The 24,452-nt window shown below is 71.2% G+C and carries 21 protein-coding genes; 4 read left to right on the forward strand and 17 right to left on the reverse strand.

All coding sequences use genetic code 11. The features are described from left to right. Positions 1–49: 49 nt before the first annotated feature. Positions 50–1,399, forward strand: a complete 1,350-nt coding sequence (locus ABT186_RS14985) for a glycoside hydrolase family protein (protein ID WP_351925314.1) — start codon at positions 50–52, stop codon at positions 1,397–1,399. Between the two features lie 63 nt (positions 1,400–1,462). Here ABT186_RS14985 and ABT186_RS14990 read toward each other — a convergent pair whose 3' ends face one another. From ABT186_RS14990 to ABT186_RS15010, 5 genes are all read right to left on the reverse strand, one after another. Then, a complete protein-coding gene (locus tag ABT186_RS14990; protein WP_351925379.1) occupies positions 1,463–1,894 on the reverse strand; it encodes a PPOX class F420-dependent oxidoreductase in 432 nt (143 codons plus the stop codon). An 82-nt stretch (positions 1,895–1,976) separates the two neighbouring features. Further along, on the reverse strand, positions 1,977–3,272 hold the full coding sequence (locus ABT186_RS14995) for an ATP-grasp domain-containing protein (RefSeq protein ID WP_351925317.1): 1,296 nt from the start codon (positions 3,270–3,272) through the stop codon (positions 1,977–1,979). 3 nt (positions 3,273–3,275) lie between these two features. Further along, on the reverse strand, positions 3,276–4,532 hold the full coding sequence (locus tag ABT186_RS15000; protein ID WP_351925319.1) for an ATP-grasp domain-containing protein: 1,257 nt from the start codon (positions 4,530–4,532) through the stop codon (positions 3,276–3,278). 66 nt (positions 4,533–4,598) lie between these two features. Next, positions 4,599–5,822 (reverse strand): MFS transporter, encoded by a 1,224-nt coding sequence (locus tag ABT186_RS15005; protein ID WP_351925321.1) that lies wholly within the window; start codon positions 5,820–5,822, stop codon positions 4,599–4,601. 7 nt (positions 5,823–5,829) lie between these two features. Beyond that, positions 5,830–6,954 (reverse strand): ATP-grasp domain-containing protein, encoded by a 1,125-nt coding sequence (locus tag ABT186_RS15010; protein WP_351925323.1) that lies wholly within the window; start codon positions 6,952–6,954, stop codon positions 5,830–5,832. A gap of 299 nt (positions 6,955–7,253) precedes the next feature. Here ABT186_RS15010 and ABT186_RS15015 point away from each other — a divergent pair, with 299 nt between their 5' ends. Both ABT186_RS15015 and ABT186_RS15020 read left to right on the forward strand, forming a co-directional pair. Next, positions 7,254–8,360 carry a helix-turn-helix transcriptional regulator gene (locus ABT186_RS15015; RefSeq protein ID WP_351222760.1) on the forward strand — a complete coding sequence of 369 codons (1,107 nt, stop codon included), beginning with the start codon at positions 7,254–7,256 and terminating at the stop codon, positions 8,358–8,360. A 128-nt stretch (positions 8,361–8,488) separates the two neighbouring features. Further along, positions 8,489–9,517: a LuxR family transcriptional regulator gene (locus tag ABT186_RS15020; RefSeq protein WP_351222762.1), complete on the forward strand. Its 1,029-nt coding sequence runs from the start codon at positions 8,489–8,491 to the stop codon at positions 9,515–9,517. A gap of 110 nt (positions 9,518–9,627) precedes the next feature. Here ABT186_RS15020 and ABT186_RS15025 read toward each other — a convergent pair whose 3' ends face one another. From ABT186_RS15025 to ABT186_RS15080, 12 genes are all read right to left on the reverse strand, one after another. Then, positions 9,628–11,070, reverse strand: a complete 1,443-nt coding sequence (locus tag ABT186_RS15025; RefSeq protein WP_351925325.1) for a uracil-xanthine permease family protein — start codon at positions 11,068–11,070, stop codon at positions 9,628–9,630. Positions 11,071–11,175: 105 nt separating this feature from the next. Then, positions 11,176–12,411: an ATP-grasp domain-containing protein gene (locus ABT186_RS15030; RefSeq protein ID WP_351222766.1), complete on the reverse strand. Its 1,236-nt coding sequence runs from the start codon at positions 12,409–12,411 to the stop codon at positions 11,176–11,178. Positions 12,412–12,467: 56 nt separating this feature from the next. Beyond that, positions 12,468–13,517 (reverse strand): isopenicillin N synthase family dioxygenase, encoded by a 1,050-nt coding sequence (locus ABT186_RS15035; protein ID WP_351925327.1) that lies wholly within the window; start codon positions 13,515–13,517, stop codon positions 12,468–12,470. A gap of 122 nt (positions 13,518–13,639) precedes the next feature. After that, complete coding sequence (locus tag ABT186_RS15040; protein WP_351222770.1) at positions 13,640–14,200, reverse strand: LOG family protein; 561 nt, start codon at positions 14,198–14,200, stop codon at positions 13,640–13,642. 19 nt (positions 14,201–14,219) lie between these two features. Then, positions 14,220–14,984, reverse strand: a complete 765-nt coding sequence (gene thyX, locus ABT186_RS15045; RefSeq protein WP_351222772.1) for an FAD-dependent thymidylate synthase — start codon at positions 14,982–14,984, stop codon at positions 14,220–14,222. Between the two features lie 56 nt (positions 14,985–15,040). Next, positions 15,041–15,229 (reverse strand): hypothetical protein, encoded by a 189-nt coding sequence (locus ABT186_RS15050; RefSeq protein ID WP_351222774.1) that lies wholly within the window; start codon positions 15,227–15,229, stop codon positions 15,041–15,043. 242 nt (positions 15,230–15,471) lie between these two features. Beyond that, complete coding sequence (locus ABT186_RS15055; RefSeq protein WP_351222776.1) at positions 15,472–15,777, reverse strand: hypothetical protein; 306 nt, start codon at positions 15,775–15,777, stop codon at positions 15,472–15,474. A gap of 27 nt (positions 15,778–15,804) precedes the next feature. After that, positions 15,805–17,082, reverse strand: coding sequence for a biotin carboxylase (locus ABT186_RS15060; RefSeq protein WP_351222778.1), 1,278 nt, complete (start codon positions 17,080–17,082; stop codon positions 15,805–15,807). Between the two features lie 51 nt (positions 17,083–17,133). Continuing rightward, entirely contained in the window at positions 17,134–18,084 is a 951-nt protein-coding gene (locus ABT186_RS15065; protein ID WP_351925329.1) for a TauD/TfdA family dioxygenase, read from the reverse strand. A gap of 219 nt (positions 18,085–18,303) precedes the next feature. Next, positions 18,304–20,142 carry a carbamoyltransferase family protein gene (locus tag ABT186_RS15070; RefSeq protein WP_351222782.1) on the reverse strand — a complete coding sequence of 613 codons (1,839 nt, stop codon included), beginning with the start codon at positions 20,140–20,142 and terminating at the stop codon, positions 18,304–18,306. Further along, positions 20,135–22,195: an iron-containing redox enzyme family protein gene (locus tag ABT186_RS15075; RefSeq protein WP_351925331.1), complete on the reverse strand. Its 2,061-nt coding sequence runs from the start codon at positions 22,193–22,195 to the stop codon at positions 20,135–20,137. Before ABT186_RS15075 ends, ABT186_RS15070 begins: the two co-directional genes overlap by 8 nt. A gap of 174 nt (positions 22,196–22,369) precedes the next feature. Beyond that, positions 22,370–23,116 carry an SDR family oxidoreductase gene (locus tag ABT186_RS15080; protein WP_351222786.1) on the reverse strand — a complete coding sequence of 249 codons (747 nt, stop codon included), beginning with the start codon at positions 23,114–23,116 and terminating at the stop codon, positions 22,370–22,372. Between the two features lie 234 nt (positions 23,117–23,350). On the opposite strand from ABT186_RS15080, the gene ABT186_RS15085 reads away from it, so the two are divergent. Then, the gene (locus tag ABT186_RS15085; RefSeq protein ID WP_351925333.1) at positions 23,351–24,364 is read left to right on the forward strand and encodes an SGNH/GDSL hydrolase family protein; all 1,014 of its coding nucleotides are present in this window, start codon (positions 23,351–23,353) and stop codon (positions 24,362–24,364) included. Positions 24,365–24,452 lie beyond the last annotated feature (88 nt).

A 24,452-nucleotide genomic window follows, 5' to 3' on the forward strand; every position in this document is an offset into this window, starting at 1 on the left:
CAATGGTCAGCGCATGCGTTTGAGCGCTGCGATCCGACGGGAACTGTGCATGCGATACGCCCCACCCGGCCTGTGCGTGAACGACTTCGCTCTGCTGCGCGACGACGACGGCACCTATGCGGTGCTGCATCTCCAGGGCCCGTGGACGGCCGAGTTCGACCACCTGAGGATGGAGACCTCGTACGGCCGGGCCACCTCCGCCGACCTGGTCCACTGGCAGCCCCAGGGCACCGCCTTCGGCAACGGCCTGCCCGGCCGCTTCGACCAGCAGGCCGTCTGGACCATGCACCCCGTCCGGCACGGCGACGGAACGGCGATGTTCTACACCGGGGTCTTCGGTCTCACCCCGGACGGCTGGCCGCTGCAGTCCGTCGGGCTGGCGTACTCCGACCGCACCGACGGCACCGGCTGGCGCCGGCACGGCACCGGGCCCGTCGTCGAGGCGGACGCCCGCTGGTACCGCACCGGTGAACGCATGGGCTGGCGCGACCCGTTCGTCGTACCCGACGACGAGTCGGACGGCTGGGTGATGCTCGTCTGCGCCAGTGACGCGTCGCTCCCGGTCGAGGTCAGCGGTTGTGTCGCCTGGGCCACCTCCGACGACCTGGAGCACTGGACCGTGCACCCGCCGCTCGTCTCACCGGGCGACGTGGACGAGCTGGAGTGCCCGGTCCTGGAACGCCTCGACGACGGCAGCTGGTTGCTGCTCGGTTCCATCGGCGCCACCCGCGGCTTCGAGGCATGGACCGCACCCCGTCTGCGCGGACCCTGGACCCGCCGCGGCCCCCTCGGCCCGACCGGCTCCTACGCCCCCCGGGTCATTCCCGCGCCCGACGGCTCCCGGGTCGTCCTGCACACGACCCCCCGCCGCGTCGGCCTCACCGACTCGGGCGACCGCTGCCGCGGCATGCTGGCCCAGCCGAAACTCCTGGTCACGCCCGCGGACGGCGCGCCCCGCCTGCAATGGTGGCCCGGTCTGGACGCCTGGCTCGACGAGGAGACCGACCGGCCCGCGCTGCATGCGGTCGGCGACCTCGACATCTCCGGCCGGGTCGAGATCACCCTGCGCACCGAAACCCCCGGGGGCGAACGGCCCGCCCTCGCCGTCGGCTGCGACGGCAAGAACCTCTGGGTCACCGGCCTCGACGGAGACCGGCTTGGCGACACGGTCCTGACCGAACCGGCCGCGACGTTGCGCATTCTCACCATCGGCGAGTACGTCGAGGTCTATGCAGACGGAGTCTTCGTCCTGACCACGCTGTGCTACTCCGGCCACCCCGCCCCCTGGACGGCCGTCACCGAGGGCCGCCCCCGCACGGTCCCGGTCCGCCCGATCCGTCTGCCCGACCCCGGCCGCGACGACGCATCGGCCATCTGGCCGGGACCCTCGCCCCGCTGACCGGCGCCGGAAACGCCGTGTGCCCCGCAGACCTCGGGCCTGCGGGGCACACGGTCACCGCGGCTACTCCGCGATCCCGCTGTACGCGATGACATTCCGCACGGTCGCCCGCACCAGATACTCCCCGGGCACCGAATTGCGTGCTCCGTACTGCTCGGCCAGGGCCTCGCCCATGTAGCGGGCGCCTATGCGGGTGGCCCAGTGGCGCAGCTCCTTGGGGTCCTCCGTGAGCTGTGCCGTGCAGTCGAGCATCACATAGCCGTACGGCGGCTCCTGGTCGTCCACGCACAGGGCGAAGCGGGGGTCCCGCAGCAGTGCCTTGGCCTTGAGCGAGGCGTGCCAGGTCGTGAACACGACCTGGGTCGCGCCGTCCGCGGTGTCGTCCAGGAGGAACCACACCGGGGTGACGTGCGGTCGTCCGTCCTTGCGATGGGTCGCCAGCTTCGCCGTACGGGTGTCGGCGAGCACGAACGACCGCCACTGCTCTTCGGTCATGGACTGCATGGGCTTCGCGCCTTTCGGGTCGTGGCCGGGGTCCGGCCGGATGACGGTGATCGTGCCCTGGGCCGGGGCGGCCTCATGCAGCGACCATGTCCGCGACAGCCACGGGCTCGGTCACCGCAGCAGGCCCCACCGGCACCGCCGCCACCCGGAACCCGGTGGCCGTCGCCTTCAGCGCGGCCTCCACCTCCCGGCTGCTTCGCCCGCGGAAGCGGAACCGGCCGCCGACATGCTCGTAGTACGCATCCGCGAGTGGCAGCACCTCCCCCTCGCCGAGCAGCGCCTCGGCGTACGGGCCGGGGGTGCGGCCCGTCATCGGCGTCACCTCCGTGATGCGGCAGGGGCGCGCGGCCGGGGCCGGGATCAGCAGGTAGCCGCCGAGTTCGCGGTCCGGCTTGGGCGCGCCGGGCGGCAGGGGGCGTTCGAGCTGGAGCTGGAAGGCCGCGTTCATCAGGTCGTAGCCGTGGACCTCCCGCCAGACGAAGGCGATCTCGGCGCCGCCGACCCGCGCCCCGACCTCCAGGAAGCTGACGTGCGGCTGTCCCGAGACCATGTCCACGAACACTTCCAGGTGGAAGACGGTCGCCTCGCCGGTGAGCGCCCGCAGACAGCGCACCGCGCTCACGCCGATGGCCGCGAGGACGGTCTCGTCGTCCTCCTCCACCGAGCCGAGGAAGCTGCCCGACCGGAAGCCCAGGCATGTGTTGACATACCGGGACGCGGTCCAGTGCAGCAGTTCCTCACCGGTGAAGACGCCGTCGACGTGGTAGATCCGGCCCGCCTGGAAGCGCTGGACGAGCAGCGGCTCGCCGGTGAAGTCCAGGCGGGGTACGTCCGCGGGGCCGTCGAGGCGTACCACGCCCTCGCTGCAACTGCCCCGCGTCGGCTTCACGACGAGCGGCCAGCCGTGCGCCCGGCCGAACTCCACAACGGTCCGCGCGTCGGGGGCGAGGGCGAAGTCCGGTACCTCCACGCCGGTTTCGGCCACGGCCGTGGCCATCAGGAACTTGTCCCGGAACGGCTCCAGGAACGCGGTGCGCGGACCCGGGCAGTCCCACTCCTCGCGCAGCGCCGCCGCGACCAGGAGGTCGTCCTCCTTGAGCGTCACGATCCCCCGCGGCCGGCCGTGCCGCGCGGCCAGCAGCCGGGTCGCGGCGCGTACGGCGTCCAGGTCGTCGGTGCGCTCGACCAGTACGACGTCGACGGCGGTCTCCGGTACGGCAGGCAGGCCCACCTCGGTGGTGATGTACGAGACGTGGTGCGTGCCGTGGTCGACGTACTCGGCGTAGCGCGCGTACTGCTCGCGCCAGCGGTTGATGACGACGATGTGGGGCGGCGCGGAGCCGTCGTCGGTGAGGGCGTTGTCCGTCATGGCTCAGTGCTCCCCGGCCAGTTCGTACATGCCCTCGCCGTCGAGGTAGTGGATGGTGCCGATGTCGCGCATCACGACCTCCTCCATCTCGTGGAAGAGCCGCACGAAGCCCACGTACGTCATGTCGTCGGTGGTGGGGACCAGTTCGCCTCCTGCGGGGACGAACTGCGAGAAGTCGTAGAAGCTCTCCAGCTTCTTGATCTCGTCGATGTGGCGCAGCCCGGCGAGCCGCCCGGTCGTCGGAGAGACCAGGCCGACGGAGGCGAAGTGCTGCTTGATCGTGTAGTCCCGGTCGTGGCGCTCGTGGAAGCGCTCGGGCCGCACGTACGCGTCGACGGTCCAGTCGAACGGGGACTCGCCGGTGGCATGGCGGACGTAGTACGGCAGGTCGCCTCCGCAGATCCGGGCGCCCATCTCGATCAGCACCGGCCCCTCGGGGGTGAGCTTCAGCTCGATGTGGGCGGGACCGTGCCGCACACCGAGGGCGTCCAGGACACGCAGCGCGTAGGAAGCCAGCCGGTCCTGGGCATCGCCGTGACGGGGCAGCAGATAGACGGAGTTGCTGATGTCGTGCACGCCGTTCACCGAGATACGGGTGGTGGCGATGATGTCGGTGACGTGGTGGCGGCCGTCCCGGCTGACGGTGTTGACCATGAACTCGCCGCCGTAGAGGTACTCCTGGGCGACGACGCCCTCGTTGCGCTGTGAGAACAGGTTGTCGGCACCGGTGAGTTCGCGGAACGCGGCGGCGCTGTCCTGCGGGGTGTCGCAGAACCGGATGCCGTCGTTGCCGGCGCTCTTGAGGGGCTTGACGACCACGCGGCCGCCGTGTTCGCGGTGCCAGGCCTCCAGCTCCTCGGCGCTGGTGGCGAGCAGCTGGCGGGCGCCGCGCAGCCCCGCCGCCTTGATCGTCTCGATCATCGTGAACTTGTCGCGGCGCGCCTTGCTGAGGGCGGTGCCGTTGGTGGGCAGGCCCATCGCCTCGCTGAGCCGGTCGGCGAACTCGACGCCGAACTCGTGGCCGGCCATGACGGCCACCGGCTCGTAGGCGCTCACCGCGCGCACCGTCTCGTCGAAGTCCCCGGTGTGGACGATGTTGTCCACGTAGAGTGACGGGTCGAGTGAGGCGGCGAAGGCCGCTGGTGGCTCGGTCGTGCTCTGCACGCGTACGCATTCGTAACCGGCCTTGCGGAACTCCGGCGGGAAGAACCGTGCCGTGCCGAAGGCGTCGACGAGGACAACGTAACCCTTGGTGCTCATCCAGTGCTCCTTGCTGAAGTCAGGGGTGTCGTGAGGTGTGCCGGGCAGCCGTACGGCCGCCCGGAGTCACGCCGTCGCGTCGGCCAGGGCCCGGTCCGGTTCCTGCGCGGCTGCCGCGGGCCTGCGGCCCAGCCACAGGTGTCCGGTGAGGGCGAGGGCGGACAGGGCGGCGCCGGCCAGGCCGATCACCACGAAGGCCCATCGGGGGCCCGCCGAGTCCTGGACCGCTCCGGACAGCGCGGGGCCCACGCTGTTGCCGACGGTGAGGGCGGCGCTGTAGCAGCCCATGACCACTCCGCGGGCCCCGTCCGGGGCGAGGGAGCTGGCGGCGCTGCCGGTGGAGGCGAAGGCGGGCGAGCACAGGGCCGCCGGGAGTGCCATGGCCAGGCAGAGCAGCCGCCAGTCGCCGGTCGCGAAGCCGCCGACGACGGTGGTGAGGCCGACCAGGCCGGCGATGACGGCGAAGCCGGGCGGGCGCTTGACGGTGCCGTAGACGAGGGCGCCGATCAGCGAGCAGAATCCACAGACGGTCAGGACCACACCGGAGAACTCCACCTGCCCCGAGTGCCGCAGACCGCCGACGATGGCCGACTCGTACCCGGCGGTGGCCAGGGTCGTGGCCGTGGTCGCCGCGAGCACGGGCAGCAGAGCGGGCGTGAACCAGTCCCGGAACCTCGTCCGCGACGGCCGGGTGCCGGCGGCCGGCTCCGAAGTGGTGGCCCGCACCGCGGGGTTGAGCAGTGCGAGTCCCAGCCCGGCAAGGCTGACGATCACGCCGAGTCCCCGCATGGAGGCCGCGCTGGAGACGGAGGTGGCGACGGTGACGCCGAGCGCGGGGCCCACCATGTACGAGATGTTGGAGGTCATGGCGTCCAGCGCGAAGGCCGTGTTGCGGTCCTCGTCCGGGATCGCCACCGCCAGCCGCAGCCGTACCAGGGCGAAGCCGGGCAGGTTGAGCAGCCCGACGGCGACCGCGCTGACGACCAGCACCTCGTACGGCATCTCCGGTCCGAAGCCCCAGAACAGCATCTGGGCGAGAACCGAGACCAGCAGCACCGGGCGGGCGCCGTAGCGGTCCATCATGCGGCCCTGGACGGGGCCGCCGATGCCGACGCCCACCGTCCAGGCCGTGATCACCAGACCGGCGGCGCCGAACCCGCGCCCCAGGCCGAGGACGACGGCGAGGTTCAGGACCACGGGAAACGCCACCACGGCGATCTTGGAGAACAGGCCGAGGAGCATCAGTGACCCGATGCCCGGGTGGGCCAGCACTTTTCGATACTTTTTCATGCCCATGTCACTGCTCCAGGAGCTTCGGGTCGGGCGGGGCGGCCCCGACGGCCACCGCGATCTGCGTGAGGAACGCCTTGTCGGTGAACCGGTGCCGCCGCCACAGCGAGGCGAGCTTCGCGGGCAGTTCGGGCCGGTCGTCGAGCTCGCAGGTGATGATGATGTTGGGGTGCTGTACGCCGTCGATGGTGAGCGTCTGGGTGCGCACGACGTCCAGTTCGCGCGTGGCGTCGCGGATGAACTCCGGCGTGGGATCGTGGATCGGGAACTGCAGGCACACCTGCTGCACGGGGGCCACGGTCTCCACCGACGGCGCGGGCCAGCTGCCGTCCAGGATCGACAGCAGGCAGTCGTAGGTGTTGAAGCCGGAGGCGGCGATGCACGGCGTCGTGGTGCCGGTGACCCTGGGGTTGATCTCCAGGACCTTGTAGCGTCCGTCCTCGTAGATCATGTCGATCCCGATGGCGCCCTCCAGATCCAGCCCGCGGCACAGCTCCTGGAGCTTCTCGGCCACAGGGGCGAACGCCTTGTCGTGCTCGGGGCGCGGGGTCGCGTAGCGCAGCCGGCCGAAGTTGAACACCGGGCCGGCCTCCGCCGGCCCCTGCCACACGAGGGGCTGCACCACGTGGACGCCGCGGGCGCCCACCACTTCCACCGAGCAGATCTCCCCGGAGACGCACTGCTCCAGAATGAAATTCCCGTCGTGCGGCCGGGCCAGATGCTGCTGCAGTTCGGCCTCGTCGGATATCGCCACCATGCCGGCGCCCATGCAATCCCAAAGCGGCTTGCTGATCACCGGATAACCGAGGTCGGCGACCTGCATCAGAATGGAGTCGACATAGGCGGGGATATGCAGTCCACGGCCGGCCAGTACATCGCTGTCGACAAGGATGCCGCCGGGTATGTCGAACCCGTACTCCTTCAGCAGCCCCTTCGTGTCCCACTTGTTGGAACCGACGTGCACGGCGGCCAGACTGTGGCCGACCATCGGAATGCCGACGGTCTCCAGGATCCGCTTCACCACCGCGTCACGCAGGGCGTTCTCATCCGCGATGGACAGCGACACCACTCCGTCGGCGGCCCAGTCGATCACCTTCTTCGCGAGTTCCGCGGGCGTGATGTCGCCGGGCACCTTCTGAGCCGTACCCGGGAAATCGTCCGGTCCGCAATCGCCGTCCGTGTAAAAGAGTCTGGCCTCGATTCCCTCCCGTTCGAGCCTTGACTCAAGGCTTTTGAGATAAGGCTTGGTCTGCTGAATCTCGATGGATCGCAAGAAAGCGATTCGGCGCATCCTTCACCCTTTCGGGGAGCCACGGCCACACAGTCGTGCCGATTCGTACAGCGCGGTAGGAAGATTCTGGCAGCGTTCCAGCGCCGAGCAGAGAGATAATCGGTGGCCCAAGGTGGCCTGACCGGAAGAGGAAGCCGACGATGGAGCGTTCAGGGACACAGCAGCGGGGGCCGGCACCGGCCCTTCAGCCGGGTGCGCTTCTCCTCTACGAATGGGCCCTGCGCCACGGCACCCTCCGCGACACCGCCATCGCCGCCGCCGAACTGGGCCTGACCGAGAAGGAGTTGAGCATAGCCCTCGACGACCTTCTGCGGCTCGGCCTGCTTCAGGGGGCCGGCGAGGCGGACGCGTGGACGCCAGTGGATCCCACGGTGGCCGAGATGACGGCGCGGGCGCCTCTGGAGCGCGAGATACGGGAACGGCAGCGGGAGTTGAGCCGTCTGCACACCCAACTCCGGCCGCTCGCTGCCCTTTACGCCGAGCACTCCCGCAGCGGGCGCAGGACCGAGGGGGTGCGGCTGGTGGACAGTGTCGCGGACGTGCGGCGGGAGCTTTCGGCGATGACCCGGCTGTGCACCGAGGAGATGGTCAGCATCCAGCCGGGCGGTGGCCGCAGCCCGAACACGCTGCACGGGATCGTCGCGGAGAGCGTCGCGATGCTGGAGCGGGGCGTGCGGTTGCGAACGCTGTACCAGCACACGGCGCGCGCGAGCCTGGCGACGCAGACGTATGTGCGCGCGGTGTCGGCGGCAGGCGCGCAGATCCGCACCACGGCCGAGGTGTTCGACCGCGTCATCATCTTCGACCGGGAGACCGCGTTCGTCCCGCAGCCGCGCGTCGACGGCCGCCCCCAGGGCGCGTCGATCGTCACCGACCCGACCGTCGTGGAGTTCCTGTACCGGATGTTCGAGACACTGTGGAGGTCCGGCCGGCCGTTCGACCCCGGGGAGGCGAACGGCGGGCGGCTCACCGAGCAGGGCGAGAGCGTCCAGGACCGGCTGTCCGCCGACGACTTGAAGCTCACCATCCTGCGCCTGATGGCGGCCGGGCTCAAGGACGATGTGATCGCCCGCCGTCTGGGCATGGCCCCGCGCACCCTGCGCCGTCATCTTCGGGACATCACCGGCGAACTGGAGGCGGAGAGCAGGTTCCAGGCCGGCTACCGGGCCTGGCGGCTGGGACTGCCGCTGGAGGGCGGGGCGGGGGACGACGCGCGAACCGGCCGGTCGTCGTCCGAAACGGGCTGACGCGTCCGGCACGGCCAGATCACGACCGTCGGATCATCACGCTGCGCGATTGTCCGCACTCGCACAGGAGGGAACGGTTAGAATCTGGCGGCTCTGTGCGATCACTCGACCTCACACCGGAGTTGGCGATGAGCAAGTCTGTGGTCCCCATACCCAGCACCAAGGCGCGCACGACCTATGTCGAGCTGCTCCGGAAGGAATTGCAGAGCCAGTCCGGCAGCTGTACTGAAACGATTCGGCAGGACGGTCCCGAGCTCGACGAGGGCACGCTCGCCGAACTCCTCGCGATGGGTATGGTCAGCCAGGACGCCTCCGCGCCCGAGCAGTTGAGCGTGGTCGACCCCGGCGTCGTGGAGGCCCGCCTCGGCGCCCTGCTGCGCTCCACCGCGCTGACCATGCTGGACGAGGCACGCAATCTGACCGACCTGCTGCGGCCCCTGATCGTCGAGTCGCGCCAGGGCCCGGGGCCGCAGGACGGCGAACCCATCGTCCGTATCGAGGGCAAGGCCGCGATCAGCGCGATCGTCAACGAGTCCGTGCAGCAGGCCACCAAGGAGCTGTTCACCGCGCAGCCCGGCGGCGGGCGGCCCAAGGACACGCTGGAGAAGGTGCGCAGACAGACGGCCGAGCTGCTCGGGCGCGGTGTGGAGGTGCGCACGCTGTACCAGCACACAGCCTGGCACGACGGCCCGACCAGGCAGTACGTGGCCGAGATGACGGCTCTTGGCGCCCAGGTGCGCACCATGGACGAGCTCTTCGACCGGCTCATCGTCATCGACCGCAGCCTGGCGTTCATCCCGGCCGACAACGAGCGCGACCAGGCCGTGATCATCCGCGAGCCGGCCGTCGTACGGTTCCTGGTCGCGGTGTTCGAGCGCAACTGGCTGCGGGCGAAGCCGTTCCAGGGCTCCCGGACACCGAACGAGTCCAGCCACATCAGCGGTGTGCTGCGGGAGACCATCATCCGCTGCCTGATCCACGGCGACAGCGACAGCGCTATCGCGAAGCGGATCGGGCTGAGCACCCGGGCCTATGCCACACATCTGGCCAAGCTGAAGTCCGAGCTCAAGGCCGAGACCAGGTTCCAGCTCGGCTACCGGCTGGGCATGCTGGCGGCGGGCGCGGCCGAGGAAGGCGGCGAGGTTCCCGAGGCGTGACCACCCGGGAGGCCGCGAGGCGTGACCGCCGATCCGCCTCGAGGTGAGGAGACATGCGGGCAGGGCCGCGAGCGGGGGATGCTCGCGGCCCTGCCGGGACTCACGTTCCGTCAGGCAGCGGTCGGCTCCGTAGCCTGGTGCTGCTGCTCCACCGGAAGCGGCGCACCGACCTCTGCCACGGCCGCCCCCTGTGCGGGCTCCTGCACCTCCTCGCCGGCCCGGCGCCCCGCTGCGAGCACGTGGTGGCCCAGCAGTGTCACCACCGTGCCCAGCGCGATGCCGCTGATGGAGAAGTCACCCAGGGTGATCTTGACGCCGCCGATGCCGAGGACCGAGCCCGCGGCGATGGGGACCAGGTTCACCGGGTCCGCGAAGTCCACCTTCGCCTTGATCCAGATCTTGGCGCCGAGCAGCCCGATCATCCCGTACAGCACCACGGTGATGCCGCCCAGCACCCCGCCGGGCGTGGCCGCGACGAGCGCGCCGAACTTGGGGCAGAGCCCGAAGGCCAGCGCGGCGCCGGCGGCCGCCCAGTACGCGGCGGTCGAGTAGACACGGGTCGCCGCCATCACGCCGATGTTCTCCGCGTACGTCGTCGTGGGCGGGCCCCCGACCGCCGCCGAGACCGCGGTCGCCAGACCGTCGCCGAGCACCGCGCGGCCGAGCACCGGGTCGAGGTTCTCCCCGGTCATCTCGCCCACCGCCTTGACGTGCCCGGCGTTCTCCGCGATCAGTGCGATCACGCCGGGCAGCACGAGCAGGGCCGCGGAGGCGCTGAACGACGGTGCGTGCAGGGAGGGCAGCCCGAACCAGTCGGCCGACGCGACCGACTCCAGCTGCACGCGTGCGTGCGTGGTGACCTTGCCGTCCGGGCCGGGCGCGGTGATCGGGCCGAGGACCCGGTCCAGGCCCCAGGACAGGACGTAGCCGAAGACCAGCCCGACGAACACGGCGAGCCGGCTCCAGAAGCCGCGCAGCAGTACGCCCGCCGCGATGACCACGCACATGGTCGCGAGTGCGGTCCACTGGTCCTGCGGCCAGTAGATGTCGGCCACCACCGGGGCCAGGCTGAGACCGATCAGCAGCACCACGGCGCCGGCCACGACCGGCGGGAACAGCCGGTTGACCAGGCCCGGTCCGAGGCGGTGGACAAGCAGGCCGACGACCGCGAGGACCAGGCCCGCCACCAGGATCGCGCCGGTGACGGTGGCCGTGCTGCCGCCCGCCGCCCGGATGGCGGCCACGCCGCCGACGAAGGACGCGCTGGTACCCAGATAGCTGGGCACCCGGCCCTGCACGACGAGCAGGAACAGCACGGTCGCGACGCCGGACATCATGATGGCCAGGTTCGGGTCGAGCCCCATCACCACGGGGAAGACGAAGGTCGCACCGAACATCGCCACCACGTGCTGGGCCCCCAGACCCAGGGTGCGGGGCCAGGAGAGGCGTTCGTGCGGCAGCACGGCGGCCCCGGGCCGGGGCGCCCGGCCGTCGCCGTGCAGCCGCCAGCCCAGGCCGAGCCCTCTTCTTGCCGGAACTTCCTTACCTTTCATGGGATTTCTCCGGTTCTCGGTCATGCCGCATCGCGGCGGCCACGAACTGGTGTACGAATATGAACGGTTGGGCCGCTGCTGGGCTCAGGCGCCGGCACCCGGGGCTCAGGCCTCCACGTCGCAGGCCACCGAAACCATCACGGCCGCAGCACGCCGGTCGGCCTCGGCCGGTTCCTCGGCCACGACGATCACATGGCCCACCCGGGTGTGCTTCACCTCGGCGCCACCGACCAGGTCGCCCGGGTCGACGTAGGAGCGCACCGCGGCGAGGTGCGGGTTCAGGCGGAGGCCCGTCAGCCCGCGGAAGGTGCCGTGCGCCGCCGTGTTGATGTAGCGCAGCGCGGCGGCACCGGAGCGCTTGTGCTGCGGCTGCGGCACCTCGCCGAGGACGGTCTGCACATACGCCCGGGCCAGGTCGATCCCGGTGGCGTGCTTGATCGCCTCCAGTACGGCGCCGTCCGGCGGGCCGGCGCCGATCTCGATGAGTACCGGGCCGTCCGCGGTGAGCTTGAGGTCGGTGTGCGCGATCCCGTCCCGCAGACCGAGCGCCGTGAGGCCGGTGGCCACGGTGGCGGCCGTGCGAGCCGCCGTCCGCTCGTCCAGGTCGGTCGGCACGGTGTGACCGGTCTCCTCCCGCTCCCGGCCGTCCGTCATGTACTTCCGGGTCAGGGCAAGGTGGGTGCAGTTGCCCTGGTGCAGCACGCTCACCACGCTGTACTCGGGGCCCTCCAGGTACTCCTGGACCAGGGCCACCGCGTCGAAGGCGAGGCCGTACGTCGTGTCCGTACAGCGGTTCAGCGCCCGGCGGACGGCGGACCGCAGCTCGTCCGGGCCGCGTACCACGCTCACCCCCACCGATCCCGTGTTCTCCACGGGCTTGACCACGACGGGGTAGTCCAGCCCGGCCGCCTCCAGTCGCTGCTGGGCGGCCTCGGGCGAGACCAGCGCCACGGTGCGCGCGCCGGGCACCCCGTGCCGCTGCAGCGCCTGGGCCATGTGCCACTTGTTCCGCGCGGCCGGGGCCCGGCCGGCGGAGTGCCCCGGCACGCCCAGCCGGACCGCGAGGGCCGCGGCCAGCGGGGAGAAGCGCCCCCCGCTGACCGCCACCGCTTCGATGCCCTCCCGGGCGCAGTACTCGGCGAGTTGGTCGACGGCCTGATCCGCGGAGCGGAAGTCGGTGAACACCACACCGCTCAGCTCCCTGCGCATCTGCGGACGGCACCGCGCGTACAACTCCCGGTGCGTCGCGACATGCACGCCCACGTCGAGCTGCTGCGCCGCCCGCACTATGCACTCGGCGGCCGTGTTCTCGGCGCCGAGGAGCAGAGCTGCTCTGGCCACGTCATCTCACCTTGCTCTCGCCGGTTCTTCCTCAAGGCGGTCTGTGGGGTGCACCGTCAACCGCCGTAGGCCCTGCTGAATTTGCCGACGATGTAGTCGCCGGAACGTACCGATGCGTGCCTCGGAGGGTTGTCCGGCCCGGTGCAGGTGGGAATACACTCGATCAACGCATCGTAGGCCGGTTGGTGGAAGAACGGCACCGAGTAGCGCTCTTTGTCTGCCAGTTCCCTGGGCGGGTTGATGACCCGGTGGACCGTGCTCACCCAGCGGTTGTTGGTCCAGATCGCCATCAGGTCGCCGATGTTGACCACGAACGAGCCCTCGATGTAAGGGACGTCGAGCCACTCGCCGTTCTTGTCGAGGACCTGCAGGCCACCCGGGCCGTCGTCCTGGTAGAGGATCGTCAGGCTGCCCCAGTCGCTGTGGATGCCCTTGCGCAACTGGCCCGGGGCGGGCGGCTCGGTCTGCCGCGGGTAGTAGTTCGCGGTCAGGTTCGTCATATGCCGGTCGATCTTGTCCTCGAACCAGTTCTCCGGCAGGTCGAGGGCGAGCGCGAACAGCCGCATGATGTCGGCGGCCAGCACCTCCATGGCCGCGTAGTAGGACCGGTAGGCCTCGGCGAAGCCGGGCAGTTCGGGCCAGCGGTTCGGGGTCGCCAGCGCCGGGTCGGCGTCGGCCGGCAGCCGGCCGGCCCCGTCGGGCTCGCCGAGCCGGTTGATGGTGAAGGTCTCGGAGACGTCGGGCAGCTTGCGCTCGTACTCCACCTCGGCGTCCGCGTTGGAGGCGGCCAGGCTGCCCTTGCGGCCGAAGCCGCGCATCAGCGGGTCGGCGGGGTCCGCCAGCAGCTTCGACTTGGCCTCGGCCGGCAGCGCGAAGAACTCACGGGTGGCCCGGTACATCTCCGCGATGGTGTCCTGTCGCACGCCGTGACCGACGATCACCAGGAATCCGCTGGTGCGGCAGACCTCGTCGATCACGGCGCCGAGCTGCCGGTCCGCCGCGGCCGACGACCGCGCCGAACTCAGGTCGATCACCGGGACGTAACCCTCCACCACAGTGATCTGTGCGGCCTCCTCGACCGCGCTCTCCACATTCAGTAGCGACATCGCTCCTACTCTCGATTCAACCCTGGCGAGGGGGTTTCGGTCGGCCCCAGCCCCGGGGGCGCTCGGTTCGGCCCCAGTACCTGGGGCGCTTGGTTCGGCCCCAAGCACCTGGGGCGCTCGGTTCAGCCCCAGCGAGGGGGCGGGGCCTCCCAGTCCCGCACGAGGCGGAGGAACTCGGCCGCGTCCGCGACGGGCGCGAGGGTGCCGAGCTCCTGCTCGCGCAGGAATCCACTGGCGGACATGCGGCAGACCATCCGCAGGAGGCGGTCCCAGTAGCCCTCGACGTTCAGCAGCGTGACGGGCTTCTGGTGCGTGCCGAGGACCAGCCAGGCCCAGACTTCGAGGATTTCCTCGGCGGTGCCCACCCCGCCCGGCAGCGCGACGAACGCGTCCGCCAGGTCGGCCATGAGCTGCTTGCGCTGGTGCATGGTGTCGACGACATGCAGTTCGGTCAGGCCCGGATGGGCGACCTCGGCGTCGACGAGATGGGTCGGGATGACTCCGGTGACTCGTCCGCCGGCCGCCAGGGCGGAGTCGGCGACGACGCCCATGAGGCCCGCCGCTCCGCCGCCGTAGACGATCTCGTGGCCTTCCGCGACCAGTTCCTTGGCGAACATGGCCGCTGCTTCTCGGTAGGCCGGCCGGTTGCCGAGGGCCGACCCCGCGTAGACGGTGATACGCACGGCAGGGATCCCCCTCCGGTCAGGGGCTGACCCGGCCGAACTTCTCGAACGCCGCGTGGGTCAGCGGCATCAGGCGCGCGAACTCCGCCTCCATCTGCTCGGCCACGACCTCGATCTCCCGCTGCGGGTGCGAGATGTAGGCGGCGTCGGTGCGGTGGGTGCGCAGCCCCAGGAAGTGCATCAGCGAGCGGGCGTTGCAGGTGGCGTAGACGGTGGAGTACGTCGCCACCGGCAGTACCACGCGGGCCAGTTCGCGGGCGATTCCGGCGTCGAGCATCTTCTGGTATTCGCGGAATGCCGAGCGATAGGCCTCACTCGTGGCCGTGCTCACCAGCTCGTAGTCCTGCTCGTCGCCCGGTACGTACTGGTAGTGGCCGGGCTTGCCGATCTGCTTCAGTGCACGGTCGCGGTCGGGCACGTAAAAGACGTTCTTCAGGTCTTTGTAGCGGGCGCTTTCCTCGTTGAAGGACCACATTCGGTGCCGCATCATGTGCCGGATCGTGAAAATCGGCGCGTGCACCAGGAAAGTCATGGAGTTGTGCTCGAAAGGACTGCCGTGCCGGCTGCGCATGAGATATCGGATGAGGCCCCCGATGTATTCGTCGCCGCGTTCCTCGCGGTGCGCATCCTCGCCGGCCGTGGACACGCGTGCCGCGCGGACGACGCCGATGTCGGACGCGGTGTGATCGACGAGCTCGACGGTGATCTCGCTGCGCAGTTCGATCTCCGGTCCGAAGACCGTGCTGTCCTCGGTTCCGGTCTCGATCGCCGGGCTGATCGTCATTGCTCTTCCCTTCGTTGACCTGGCTCGTTGTCGCTTGGATGGCGGATCGGGCTGGGTCAGTCCCAGCCGTGGTCGTCGGGCGTGTCACCCGCGACGACCGTCGTGGTGGCGGGGGTGCCGGCCACCGTGGCGACCGCGGGGACGGCTGCGGCGGCGAGGACACCGGCGGCGGCGACGGCGACCAGGGTGGTGCGCAGACCGCGGGCGTTGGCGACAACCGTCTGAAGGGAGATCGTGCGGAGCATTTCATTCCTCTTTCCCTGTGGGGTTTTTCGAGCGGCTCTCCCGCTCGCAATGTCCATTCTTCGGGGGCGACAGCTCCGCAGTAAGGTCACACTTGTGCAGTGCGCAGGTGAGAATCCTTTGCCGGTACCTTCCTGCATACGCAGCAAAGCCCCGCCGCCGGCGGCTGGGAAACCGCTGCCCGGCGACGGGGCATTCGCTGTGCGCAAGTCGGCGCGCCGCACGGATGCGGGGCGCTGTGGATCTACCGGTCGAGTCCGCACACCACCCTTCCGGGTCCGGGCGTACGGACCGGCTCACTCCGTTTCTGGTCATGGATCTCGCGTACCGCGACGGTCGCCGTCACCACGGCGGCCCGGGCCAGGCCCAGCACGTCCCGCGCGGAGTCCAGATCACGGTCGGGCAGGCGCACCACGACGTCCGTGGCGCACTCGATGAGGTGCAGCGCCGCCCTGGCCAATGAGTCGTCGCAGGGATAGCTCTGCTCCACGGCGGTGCGGGCGCTCTTCAGGAGCGCAGCCGCGCTGAGGGTGTTCTGGGTGGTGTCCAACTCTCCTCCTCGGTCGGGGTAACCGCGTCACTCGGTACGGAAGTCGATGGCGTCGTTGATCCGTTCGCAGCGCTCCACCGCCGCCTCGCGGGAGTCCGCGGAGGCGATGGCGTAGCCGGAGGTGCAGTCGGCGACGGTGAGCAGCTCGGGCACGACGTCCCCGGGGCTCTTGGCGACGACCGCGGCCGCCTGCTCGTCCCGGAAGTCGTCGAGGTACGGCAGGAAGACCAGTGGGGTCTCGCCCGCCGGGACGTGGCGCACGACGGCCGGCACGTCGGAGCCGGCCTCCACGGACCGCACACGGCCCGGTTCGGGGGTGAAGAAGCGCACGGCCGCGCCGCCGATGGGCTCGGGGGAGGACTCGGGCAGCTGGTCGATGCCCAGCGGCACCGTCAGGAACCAGCGGTTCAGGTCCGCCCCGAAGGCGCGCCGCACCAGCTCCGGCGCACCGCTGCCGGCCAGCCGGGCGTGCGACTCCAGCACGCGGGGCCCGTTGGGGGTGAGGACGAACTCGCTGTGCGAGGGGCCCTCGGTGAGCCCGACCGCGTCGAGCAACTGCACGGTCAGGGCGCGCAGTTCGTCGAGGTGGGCGGCGGCGGCCGTGCTCGGGGTGCTGACCTCCCACTCGACGTACCGCTCGTTCATCCGGTACTCGGAGTAGCCGATGGGGACGTGCCGGCCGGCGTAGGAGAAGGAGTCCACGCTGACGACAGGTCCCTCCAGGTACTCCTCGGCGAGCGGGGCGTCGAACCCGGCCGCGGCCAGGGCATACCAGGCCCGCACGGCCTCCTCGGGGTCACCGGCCGGGTGGATGTGCAGGCTCGCGACGCCGTCGACCGGCTTGAGCACGATCCGCCCGGCCACCTCCCGCTGGAACCCGGCAGCCTCCTCGGCGCTGTGCACCACCCGGTGGCGCACCGGGCTCAGTCCGTGCTTGGCGAGCAGCTCCCGGGTCAGCGCCTTGTCCTTCAGGGCCCGGGCGGTCTCCTCGCCGACCCCCGGCAGGCCGAGGGCGTCGACGACATGACCGGTGGACTCGGCGGCGGGCTCGGTGGTGGTCAGGACCCGGTCGAAGGGGCGCTCCTCGTGCAGCGGGCGCAGCACTTCGAGGATCGCGGGGCCGTCGGCGATCGGCGCGTGCACGATGCGTTCGCAGTGCTCCGCGATACCGGGGTCGTACGCCCCCTCCTCGTGCACGAGCACCACGTCGATGCCGAGCTCGCGGGCGCCGGCGATGGGTGCGGGGCGGCCGCCGACGACCGCTACTCGGTAGGTCGGGGTGTTCCCATGGGTGGGGCCTGACATCTCGGTTCTCCCGTCGGTTGGCAGGGCGGTTGGTGGACCGGGGCGCGCTCGTCAGCTCGCGTAGCAGCGACGCAGCCAGCGCGCGGTGGCGGCCGGGCGGGGGGTGAAGGCCCGGCGCCGGTGCAGCACGCGGTAGTTGTCGAAGAGAAGGAAGTCGCCGGGCCGCAGTACGAACCGCTCGGCGTCGTCCGTCCGCAGAGCCGCGGTGAGTTCGTCGAGCGCGGCGGCGGCTCGGGCGGTCAGGCCGCGGGTGGTGCCGTGGTCGTAGCGCATCCGCGGGGCGGCACCGTCGTGCTCCAGGACGGCTCCGCGCAGGGCGGGCTGTGCCCCGGTCTCCACGGAGGCGGGGGCACCGATCTCGAACTCGGGCCGGGCCAGGGCCTCGCGGGCGGCGGGTGTGAGGCGGGCGAGGACGGTGTCGACGCCCACCACGTCGGTGGGGACGCGCTCGTCGTTGCGGATCGCGTAGAAGGTCAGATGGCGCGGGACGTTCGGGCGCGGGTCGCGGCCCTGCTCGCCGAACGGCAGATGCGGATTGTCCGTGTGCCAGAAGAACTCGGCATCGGACCCCCATGAGCTGGTGGTTCCGGCGGCCGCCGGATTGGGCACCACATTGCGCATCACCCGGCCGCGGTTCTCGTACGGCACCGCGAACGGCGTGGTCCCGAGCAGCCGGACCAGGCCCAGCTGGAGGGCGTTGACGGGCGCGAGCGCGGCCTCGGGGGTGAAGCCGCCGACCGGGGTGGGCGGGGCGTCGTACCGGGGCAGGTTCTCCAGGACCAGGACGCTGCTGTGCCCTCTCGTGAACTTCCCCAGTTCCGCGAGCAGTTCGTCGGGCAGGTGCTGGAGCAGGGCCGACGCCCCGATGCTCGCAAGGATCACGCCGTGGGCATCCGGGTCGAGGGGCTCGGCGTCGGCGAGCCGGCTGTTCAGTTCCTTGGCGAGTACGTCGCGGACGCCGTCGTCGAGGACGTACCGCACGATGTCCGGCCCGGCGGTCATGGCTGCACCCAGTAGCTCGTGGGCTGCCGTCGCCCGAGCCGGGCGAGCGGACCACGGACCGTCCGCGCCGCCAGCCCCAGGGGAGTGACAACAAGGAAATACAGAACAAAAAGGCCAAGTCTGGGCATGGTGTGCTCCTCGGGTGTTGCCGCGAAGAAGGAGGTGGTGTTGAAGGGCTGCGCCCGGTGGGGCAGTGGGCCCCGGGCCGGACGGGATCGCTCAGTCGAGCGGGATCGCCTCGCGCCAGTCGCCCTCCTCCCGCCACTCGGGCTGCTCCGACTTGTCCAGGAGGAAGCCGCCGAGGGCGAGGAGGTCGATGTCCGTGCGCATGAAGCACGTGTAGGCGTCGTGCGGGGAGTTGACGATCGGCTCGCCCCGGACATTGAAGGACGTGTTCACCAGCACGGGGCAGCCGGTCTCGGCCTTGAAGGCGGTCAGCAGCCGGTGGAAGGGCCCGTTGCGGTGCGCGGACACCGTCTGCACCCGTGCGGAGGAGTCGACGTGGGTCACCGCCGGAATCGTCGACCGCGCCACCTTCAGCAGGTCGAGTCCCGTGGCCCCGGCGGTGTCCGCCGGCACCTGGAGCCGCTGCCGGCCGGCGACCTGGCTGACCACCAGCATGTACGGGCTCTCCTGGCGTACGTCGAAGTAGTCCCCGGCGTCCTCGTCGAGCACCGCGGGCGCGAACGGGCGGAACGACTCCCGGAACTTGATCTTGAGGTTCATGGCGGACTGCATCCGCGGATCACGCGGATCGCCCAGGATCGAGCGGGCGCCGAGCGCGCGCGGACCGAACTCCGCCCGGCCCTGGAACCAGCCGACGATCTTCCCCGACGCCAGCTCCTTGGCCACCCGGTCCGCCAGCGCGTCCGGGTCCAGCCGGGTGTACGGCACGCCCCTGCTGTCGAGGTACGCGGCGATCTCCTCGTCGCGGTGGGCCGGCCCGAGCAGCGCCCCGGACATTGCGTCACGCCCGCTGCCCAGGTGGGCACGCGGCGCCCCGCGCTCCTGGGCCACGGAGAGCGCGGCACCGAGCGCGCCCCCGGCGTCCCCGGCGGCGGGCTGCACCCACACTTCGTCGAAGATGCCCTCCTCGATCAGCTTCCCGTTCGCCACACAGTTCAGCGCCACCCCGCCGGCCAGGCACAGCCGGCGCTCGCCGGTGCGTTCCCGGGCCGTGCGCGCGAGAGCGACCATGACCTCCTCGGTGACCTGCTGCACCGAGGCCGCCAGATCGAACTCCCGCTCCGTCAGCGGTCCTTCGGGGGTGCGGCGGGGTCCGCCGAAGAGCTTGTCGAAGGCGCGCCCGGTCATCCGCAGGCCGCGCAGGAACTCGAAGTACCGCATGTCGAGCCGGAAGGACCCGTCCGGCCTGATGTCGATCAGCTTCTCCCGGATCACGTCCGCGTACCGCGGCCGGCCGTAGGGGGCGAGCCCCATCAGTTTGTACTCGCCGGAGTCCACCTTGAAGCCGCAGTAGTACGTGAACGCCGAGTACAGCAGGCCCAGGGAGTGCGGGAAGCGCAGCTCGGCCAGGTTCGTCAGCCGGCCGCCCTGCCCGTGCCACAGGCTGGTGGTCGCCCATTCCCCCACGCCGTCGACGCACAGCACGGCGGCCGACTCGTACGGGCTCGGCAGGAACGCGGACGCCGCGTGCGACCGGTGGTGGCGCAGCACCCGGATCCCGGGGACCCGGCCGCGCCCCAGCGCGGCCAGCTCGCCGGCCACCACGTCGGTGGCCCGGCGCTTGCGGGTGAGCCACACGGGCAGTCCGTCGGCGAAGGCGGTGAAGCCGAAGGGGGCTGCGCGGACGTAACTGTCCAGCACCCTGCGGAACTTCAGCGCCGGATCCTCGTAGTAGGCGACGGCCGCGATGTCGTCCAGGCCGACCCCTGCCTCGCGCAGGCAGTACTCCACGGCGCGGGCGGGGAAGGACGGGTCGTGGCGGCGTCGGCTGAACCGCTCCTCCTGCGCCGCGGCGACGGGCGTGCCGTCGGCGACGAGGGCGGCCGCGCTGTCGTGGTAGAAGGCGGAAATGCCCAGCACCAGGTCAGACATGTGCGGTTCTCCTCCATCGGCGGACCAGTCGGCGAGCCGGGGAACCGGCCGCGCCGGGCTCGAGGGACAGCGAGCGGAAGCCGGTGCGGACCCGGAGCCAGGCGGCCTCGCGGGCACCTGAGCTCCCGCCCGGCAGTGCGGCGAGACAGCTGTCGACGGCGTCGCAGGCCCAGGCGGCGTGCCCGCTGGCGACGTTGTCGATGGTGTTGTGGATGTCCACGAAGCGGGTGCTGAAGCCGTGCCGGCGCAGTGCCAGCCGGGCCCGGCGGTAGGAGCCGCCCACACCGGACAGCTCCATGGCGAGGTTGAGCCCGAGGATCTCGGGCTGGAGGGTGCGCGGGAAGCGGCCGGCGGACAGCCAGAAGACGGGCAGCGCGAAGGACTCCTCGGCGAAGCGCGGCCAGGCGGCGAACTCCGCTGAGCCGCCGGGCGGCGGCTCGACGCCCATCTCGGCCAGCAACTCACGGTAGATCCGCGGGTGGTTGAGGCCGGGGTCGCCGTTGCCGAGTTCGTCCCAGTACGTCTCGAAGAGCGCGAATCCGTGCGGGGAGGCGGCGAGTGCGTAGTCGGTGAAGCCGTGCAGCCAGGCGCCGTCGATCATGGTGAGCGGGGCGAGCTGGACGGTCGACTCCACCAGCACCTCGCGGGAGGGCAGGGGCGTGTCCTGGTCGGCGGTGAACTCCTCGGCGTGCCGCTCGTGCTGCTCCGACAGCCAGGACCGCAGCCCCTCGGCCGGCCAGGCATCCGGCAGCCGGTAGGCGCCGCGGTCCACGCCACGGCGGGCACGGCCGAGCCAGTCGTGCGCGTAGCGGGCCGCCCAGTCGCGCAGCGCCGGCGTGTCGGTCCGGCTCTGCAGCCGCCAGTACGCCTCGCGCAGGTCCTTCGGCTCCCGGCCCCGCTCGTCCTCGGGTGACTGCCAGGCAGGCAGCGCGGGCGGGCGGGGGCGACGGGGGCGGGCGGGCGCGGCGTCGGCGGCGGTGCCGGTGGGGAGGGAGTCGATCCAGCGGCGGATCACCGTCAGCTCCTCGGGCGCGAACACCCGGAACATCGCCCCGCGGTCACCGACGAGACCGTTCACCAGAGGGCTGGCCGCCGAGCGGCCGGGGCGTACGAGCCTGCTGCGGGCCAGGACTCCGAGCAGCGGCCGGGGGTCGGTGCGGCACTCCGCCAGCCAGTCGGCCAGCGGCCGCCCCTCCAGGCGGAAGTCGTGGTGGTACACGGCACCTTCCCGCGCCCGCAGCCGCAGCAGCTCGGCCATGTCGTGGGCCGGGTCCCGGGTGTCGTCCAGCCGGTCGTACAGGTCGTCGGCCCATCGCCGGAGGGCGGCGAGGGCCCAGCGGAAACCGGCGCAGAAGCGGTCCCGGTCGACGCCGGGCCAGGAGTCGGCACCCACCGTGGTCAGGTCGATACGACCCCAGTCCGCCGCGGGCCGTGCCTGTTCGACCAGGGCGAGCGGCGGCAGCAGCCCGACCGCCCGTACACAGGCGTCGGCGCCGAGGAGTTCGTCGCGGAACTCCTCCGGTGCCCGGCTCATGACGAGCAGCCGGGCCGGCAGCTCGAACGAGTCGTCGTCGATGCGCTGGTCGTGGGCGAGCCCCGGTGCCGAGGAGGCGTACTCGGCTACCTCCAGGGCCCGCAGCAGGGCCAGGTAGGCGCTGCCGCGAGAGGCGGCGGGTCGGCTTACGCCCACATCCTCGGCGTAGCGGGCCAGCAACCGCAGAAGTGTGGGATCCTCGGCGCCCGCCGGGGAGCTCAGCCCCTGCAGCCAGGCGCCCGCGACCAGGGCCAGCGGGGCGCAGCCGAGGGCGGCCCGGCGCACCAGGGCGTCGCGGGCGCCGTCGGAGTCGCAGGCGCCGAGGAGAGCCCGAAACCGCCCGGCAGTGTGCCGCGACCAGTCGGCGGCGACTGCGGCGAGCGCGGCCGGCTCGGCGGAGCCGCCGTCGGTCGCCGTGCGGATCTCGGTGCGCACCGCGGCCAGCAGCCGGGTGCCCGGCGGCGGGCACTCGGGGTCCGCCGCGGTGGCGTACAGAGTGCGGGACGCTGCTCGGTTCACGGTTCTTCCATTCCAGTGCTTCGAGGCCGGTGCGGATCAGAACATGGGGTAGATCGAGGCATCCGGCTTGCTCTTGCGGGAGCGGAACAGCCGGGTGGCGATGAAGCGGGTGAGGGCGCTGCGCAGTGCGGACATGTCGGGTTCTCCCGTGTGGTCGTGAAGAGACGTTTCAGCTCAGCTCTGGAAGAGCGGCCCGCGATGGGTCTTGTGCTGGGCCGCCTGGGCCAGCGGACGGACCACGAGCCGGTCGACGTTCACGTGCGGCGGCAGCTCCACGGCGAAGGACACGCACTCGGCGACGTCCTCGGCGGTCAACGGCCGGTCGACGCCCGCGTAGACGGCCGCAGCGCGCTCGCGGTCTCCGTGGAAGCGGTTGAGCGCGAACTCCTCGGTGTGCACCATCCCGGGCGCGACCTCCACCACGCGCACCGGCTCCCCACACAGTTCGAGCCGCAGCGTCTCGGTGAGCGCGTGCTGGGCGTGCTTCGCGGCGCTGTATCCGCCGCCGCCCTCGTAGTTGACGTAGGCCGCCGTGGAGGTGATGTTCACGATCGTGCCGCCGCTCTGCTTCAACAGCGGCAGCAGCGCCTGGGTGATGTGCAGTGTGCCGAGCACGTTGACGGAGTACATCTGCTGCCAATGCGCCGGCGAGCCCGCGGCCACGGCGTCCGCGCCGAGTGCGCCGCCGGCGTTGTTCACCAGCACGTCGCAGGCGTCGAGCGAGTCCGCGAAGGCCCGTACGGCCTCGGCGTCGGTGATGTCCAGCACGACGGCCCGGCCGCCCGTCCCCTCGGCGACGCGGTCGAGCAACTCGCCGCGCCGGGCCAGGAGCACGGTGTCGTACCCCTCCTTGGCCAGCCGCCGCGCCACGGCGGCCCCGATTCCACTGCTCGCTCCTGTCACCACGGCGGTCCTGGTCATACCGGCCTTCCTCGAAGTCGTCGTTCGTCGGTGGCTGGGCCCAGGACGACTCTGCTGGTGCCGCCGGACCCCCGGAAGGGTCAAAGGCGTGCACGTGCAGGGTTCTGCAGCGGGCGCCGGCCGGCGGGTGACTTCATGCCTGTGCGGCCGCGTATTTGTGAGGGTTCCGGCGTGCCGTCAACGGCGGAAGAGTCACCGGCGAACCGCTTCGGACCGGCAAGCTGGGAGGAACGCATGGCGGAGCAACGGGTGTCGCTCACCCCGCAGATGCTGCAGTACGACGACTTCGACGACCGGGGCCGCACCCGCTGGCTTCCGTACCTGATGTACTTCCACCGCGCCCACTACCGCTCGGACACGGTCAACACCGACGAACTGGGCTTCCGCTACTCGTGCGGGCCCAGCGGCGAACTGGCGTCCGTGGCCGAGCTGCCGGACTCGCCCGTCCGGCTGTTCGCCGGCAGCTCGACCGCTTTCGGTATCGGCGCGACCAGCGACGCGGCGAGCCTGCCGTCCCGTCTGTGGAGCACCCACGCCCCTGCCGAGCCGTGGCTGAACTTCGCGGGCCGCAGCTACAACTCCGCGCAGGAGTTCCTGCTCTTCTCGCTCTACCGCCATCTGCTGCCGCGGGTCAGCGACATCGTCGTCTTCTCGGGCCTGAACAACCTCGCCCTGGCCCGGCTGCCCGAGGAACAGCGCGGCGACCACGGCGGCTTCTTCAACTGCGGCGAGTACTTCGAGCAGATGGAGGGCCTCAGGCGCCGCCATCGCGGCCGTACGTCCCTGTTCGGCCGGCCGGAGAAGGAGGCGCCCCGCGACGAGGAGCCGGTACGGCCGCTGGAGGAGCGCATCGACTACGCGGTCGATCTGACCGCCCGGCACCTGGAGAACTGGCAGGCGCTCGCGCACGGGACCGACACGCGGATCACCTTCGTGCTGCAGCCGCTGGCCGGCTGGGTCCGGAACGAGCCCGCCCCCGAGGAGAAGCTCCTGTTCGACGAGCTCGACCGGCGTTCCAACTTCTGGGAGCTGTACGGCGACATTGCCACGATGGAGCCCGCCCGCCGGTACGCGGATGCGCTCCAGATCGCCTGCAACAAGATCGGCGTCGACTTCCTCGACCTCAACCCGCTCCTCGCAGAGGCGGCCGGACCGCGCGACTGGCTCTTCGTGGACCGCGCACACTTCACGGACCTGGGCCATGACATCACCGCCCGCCTGATCGCCGAGGGCCTGCGCCTGTCCTGAGCGTTGCGGACGGCCGCATTGTGCATGGCTGCATCGTGTATGGCCGCATTGTGCGCGCCTGCATCGTGCATGGCCGCGTCCTGCGCAG

Source organism: Streptomyces sp. NPDC001634 (genome assembly GCF_040298185.1).
Taxonomy (GTDB): domain Bacteria; phylum Actinomycetota; class Actinomycetes; order Streptomycetales; family Streptomycetaceae; genus Streptomyces.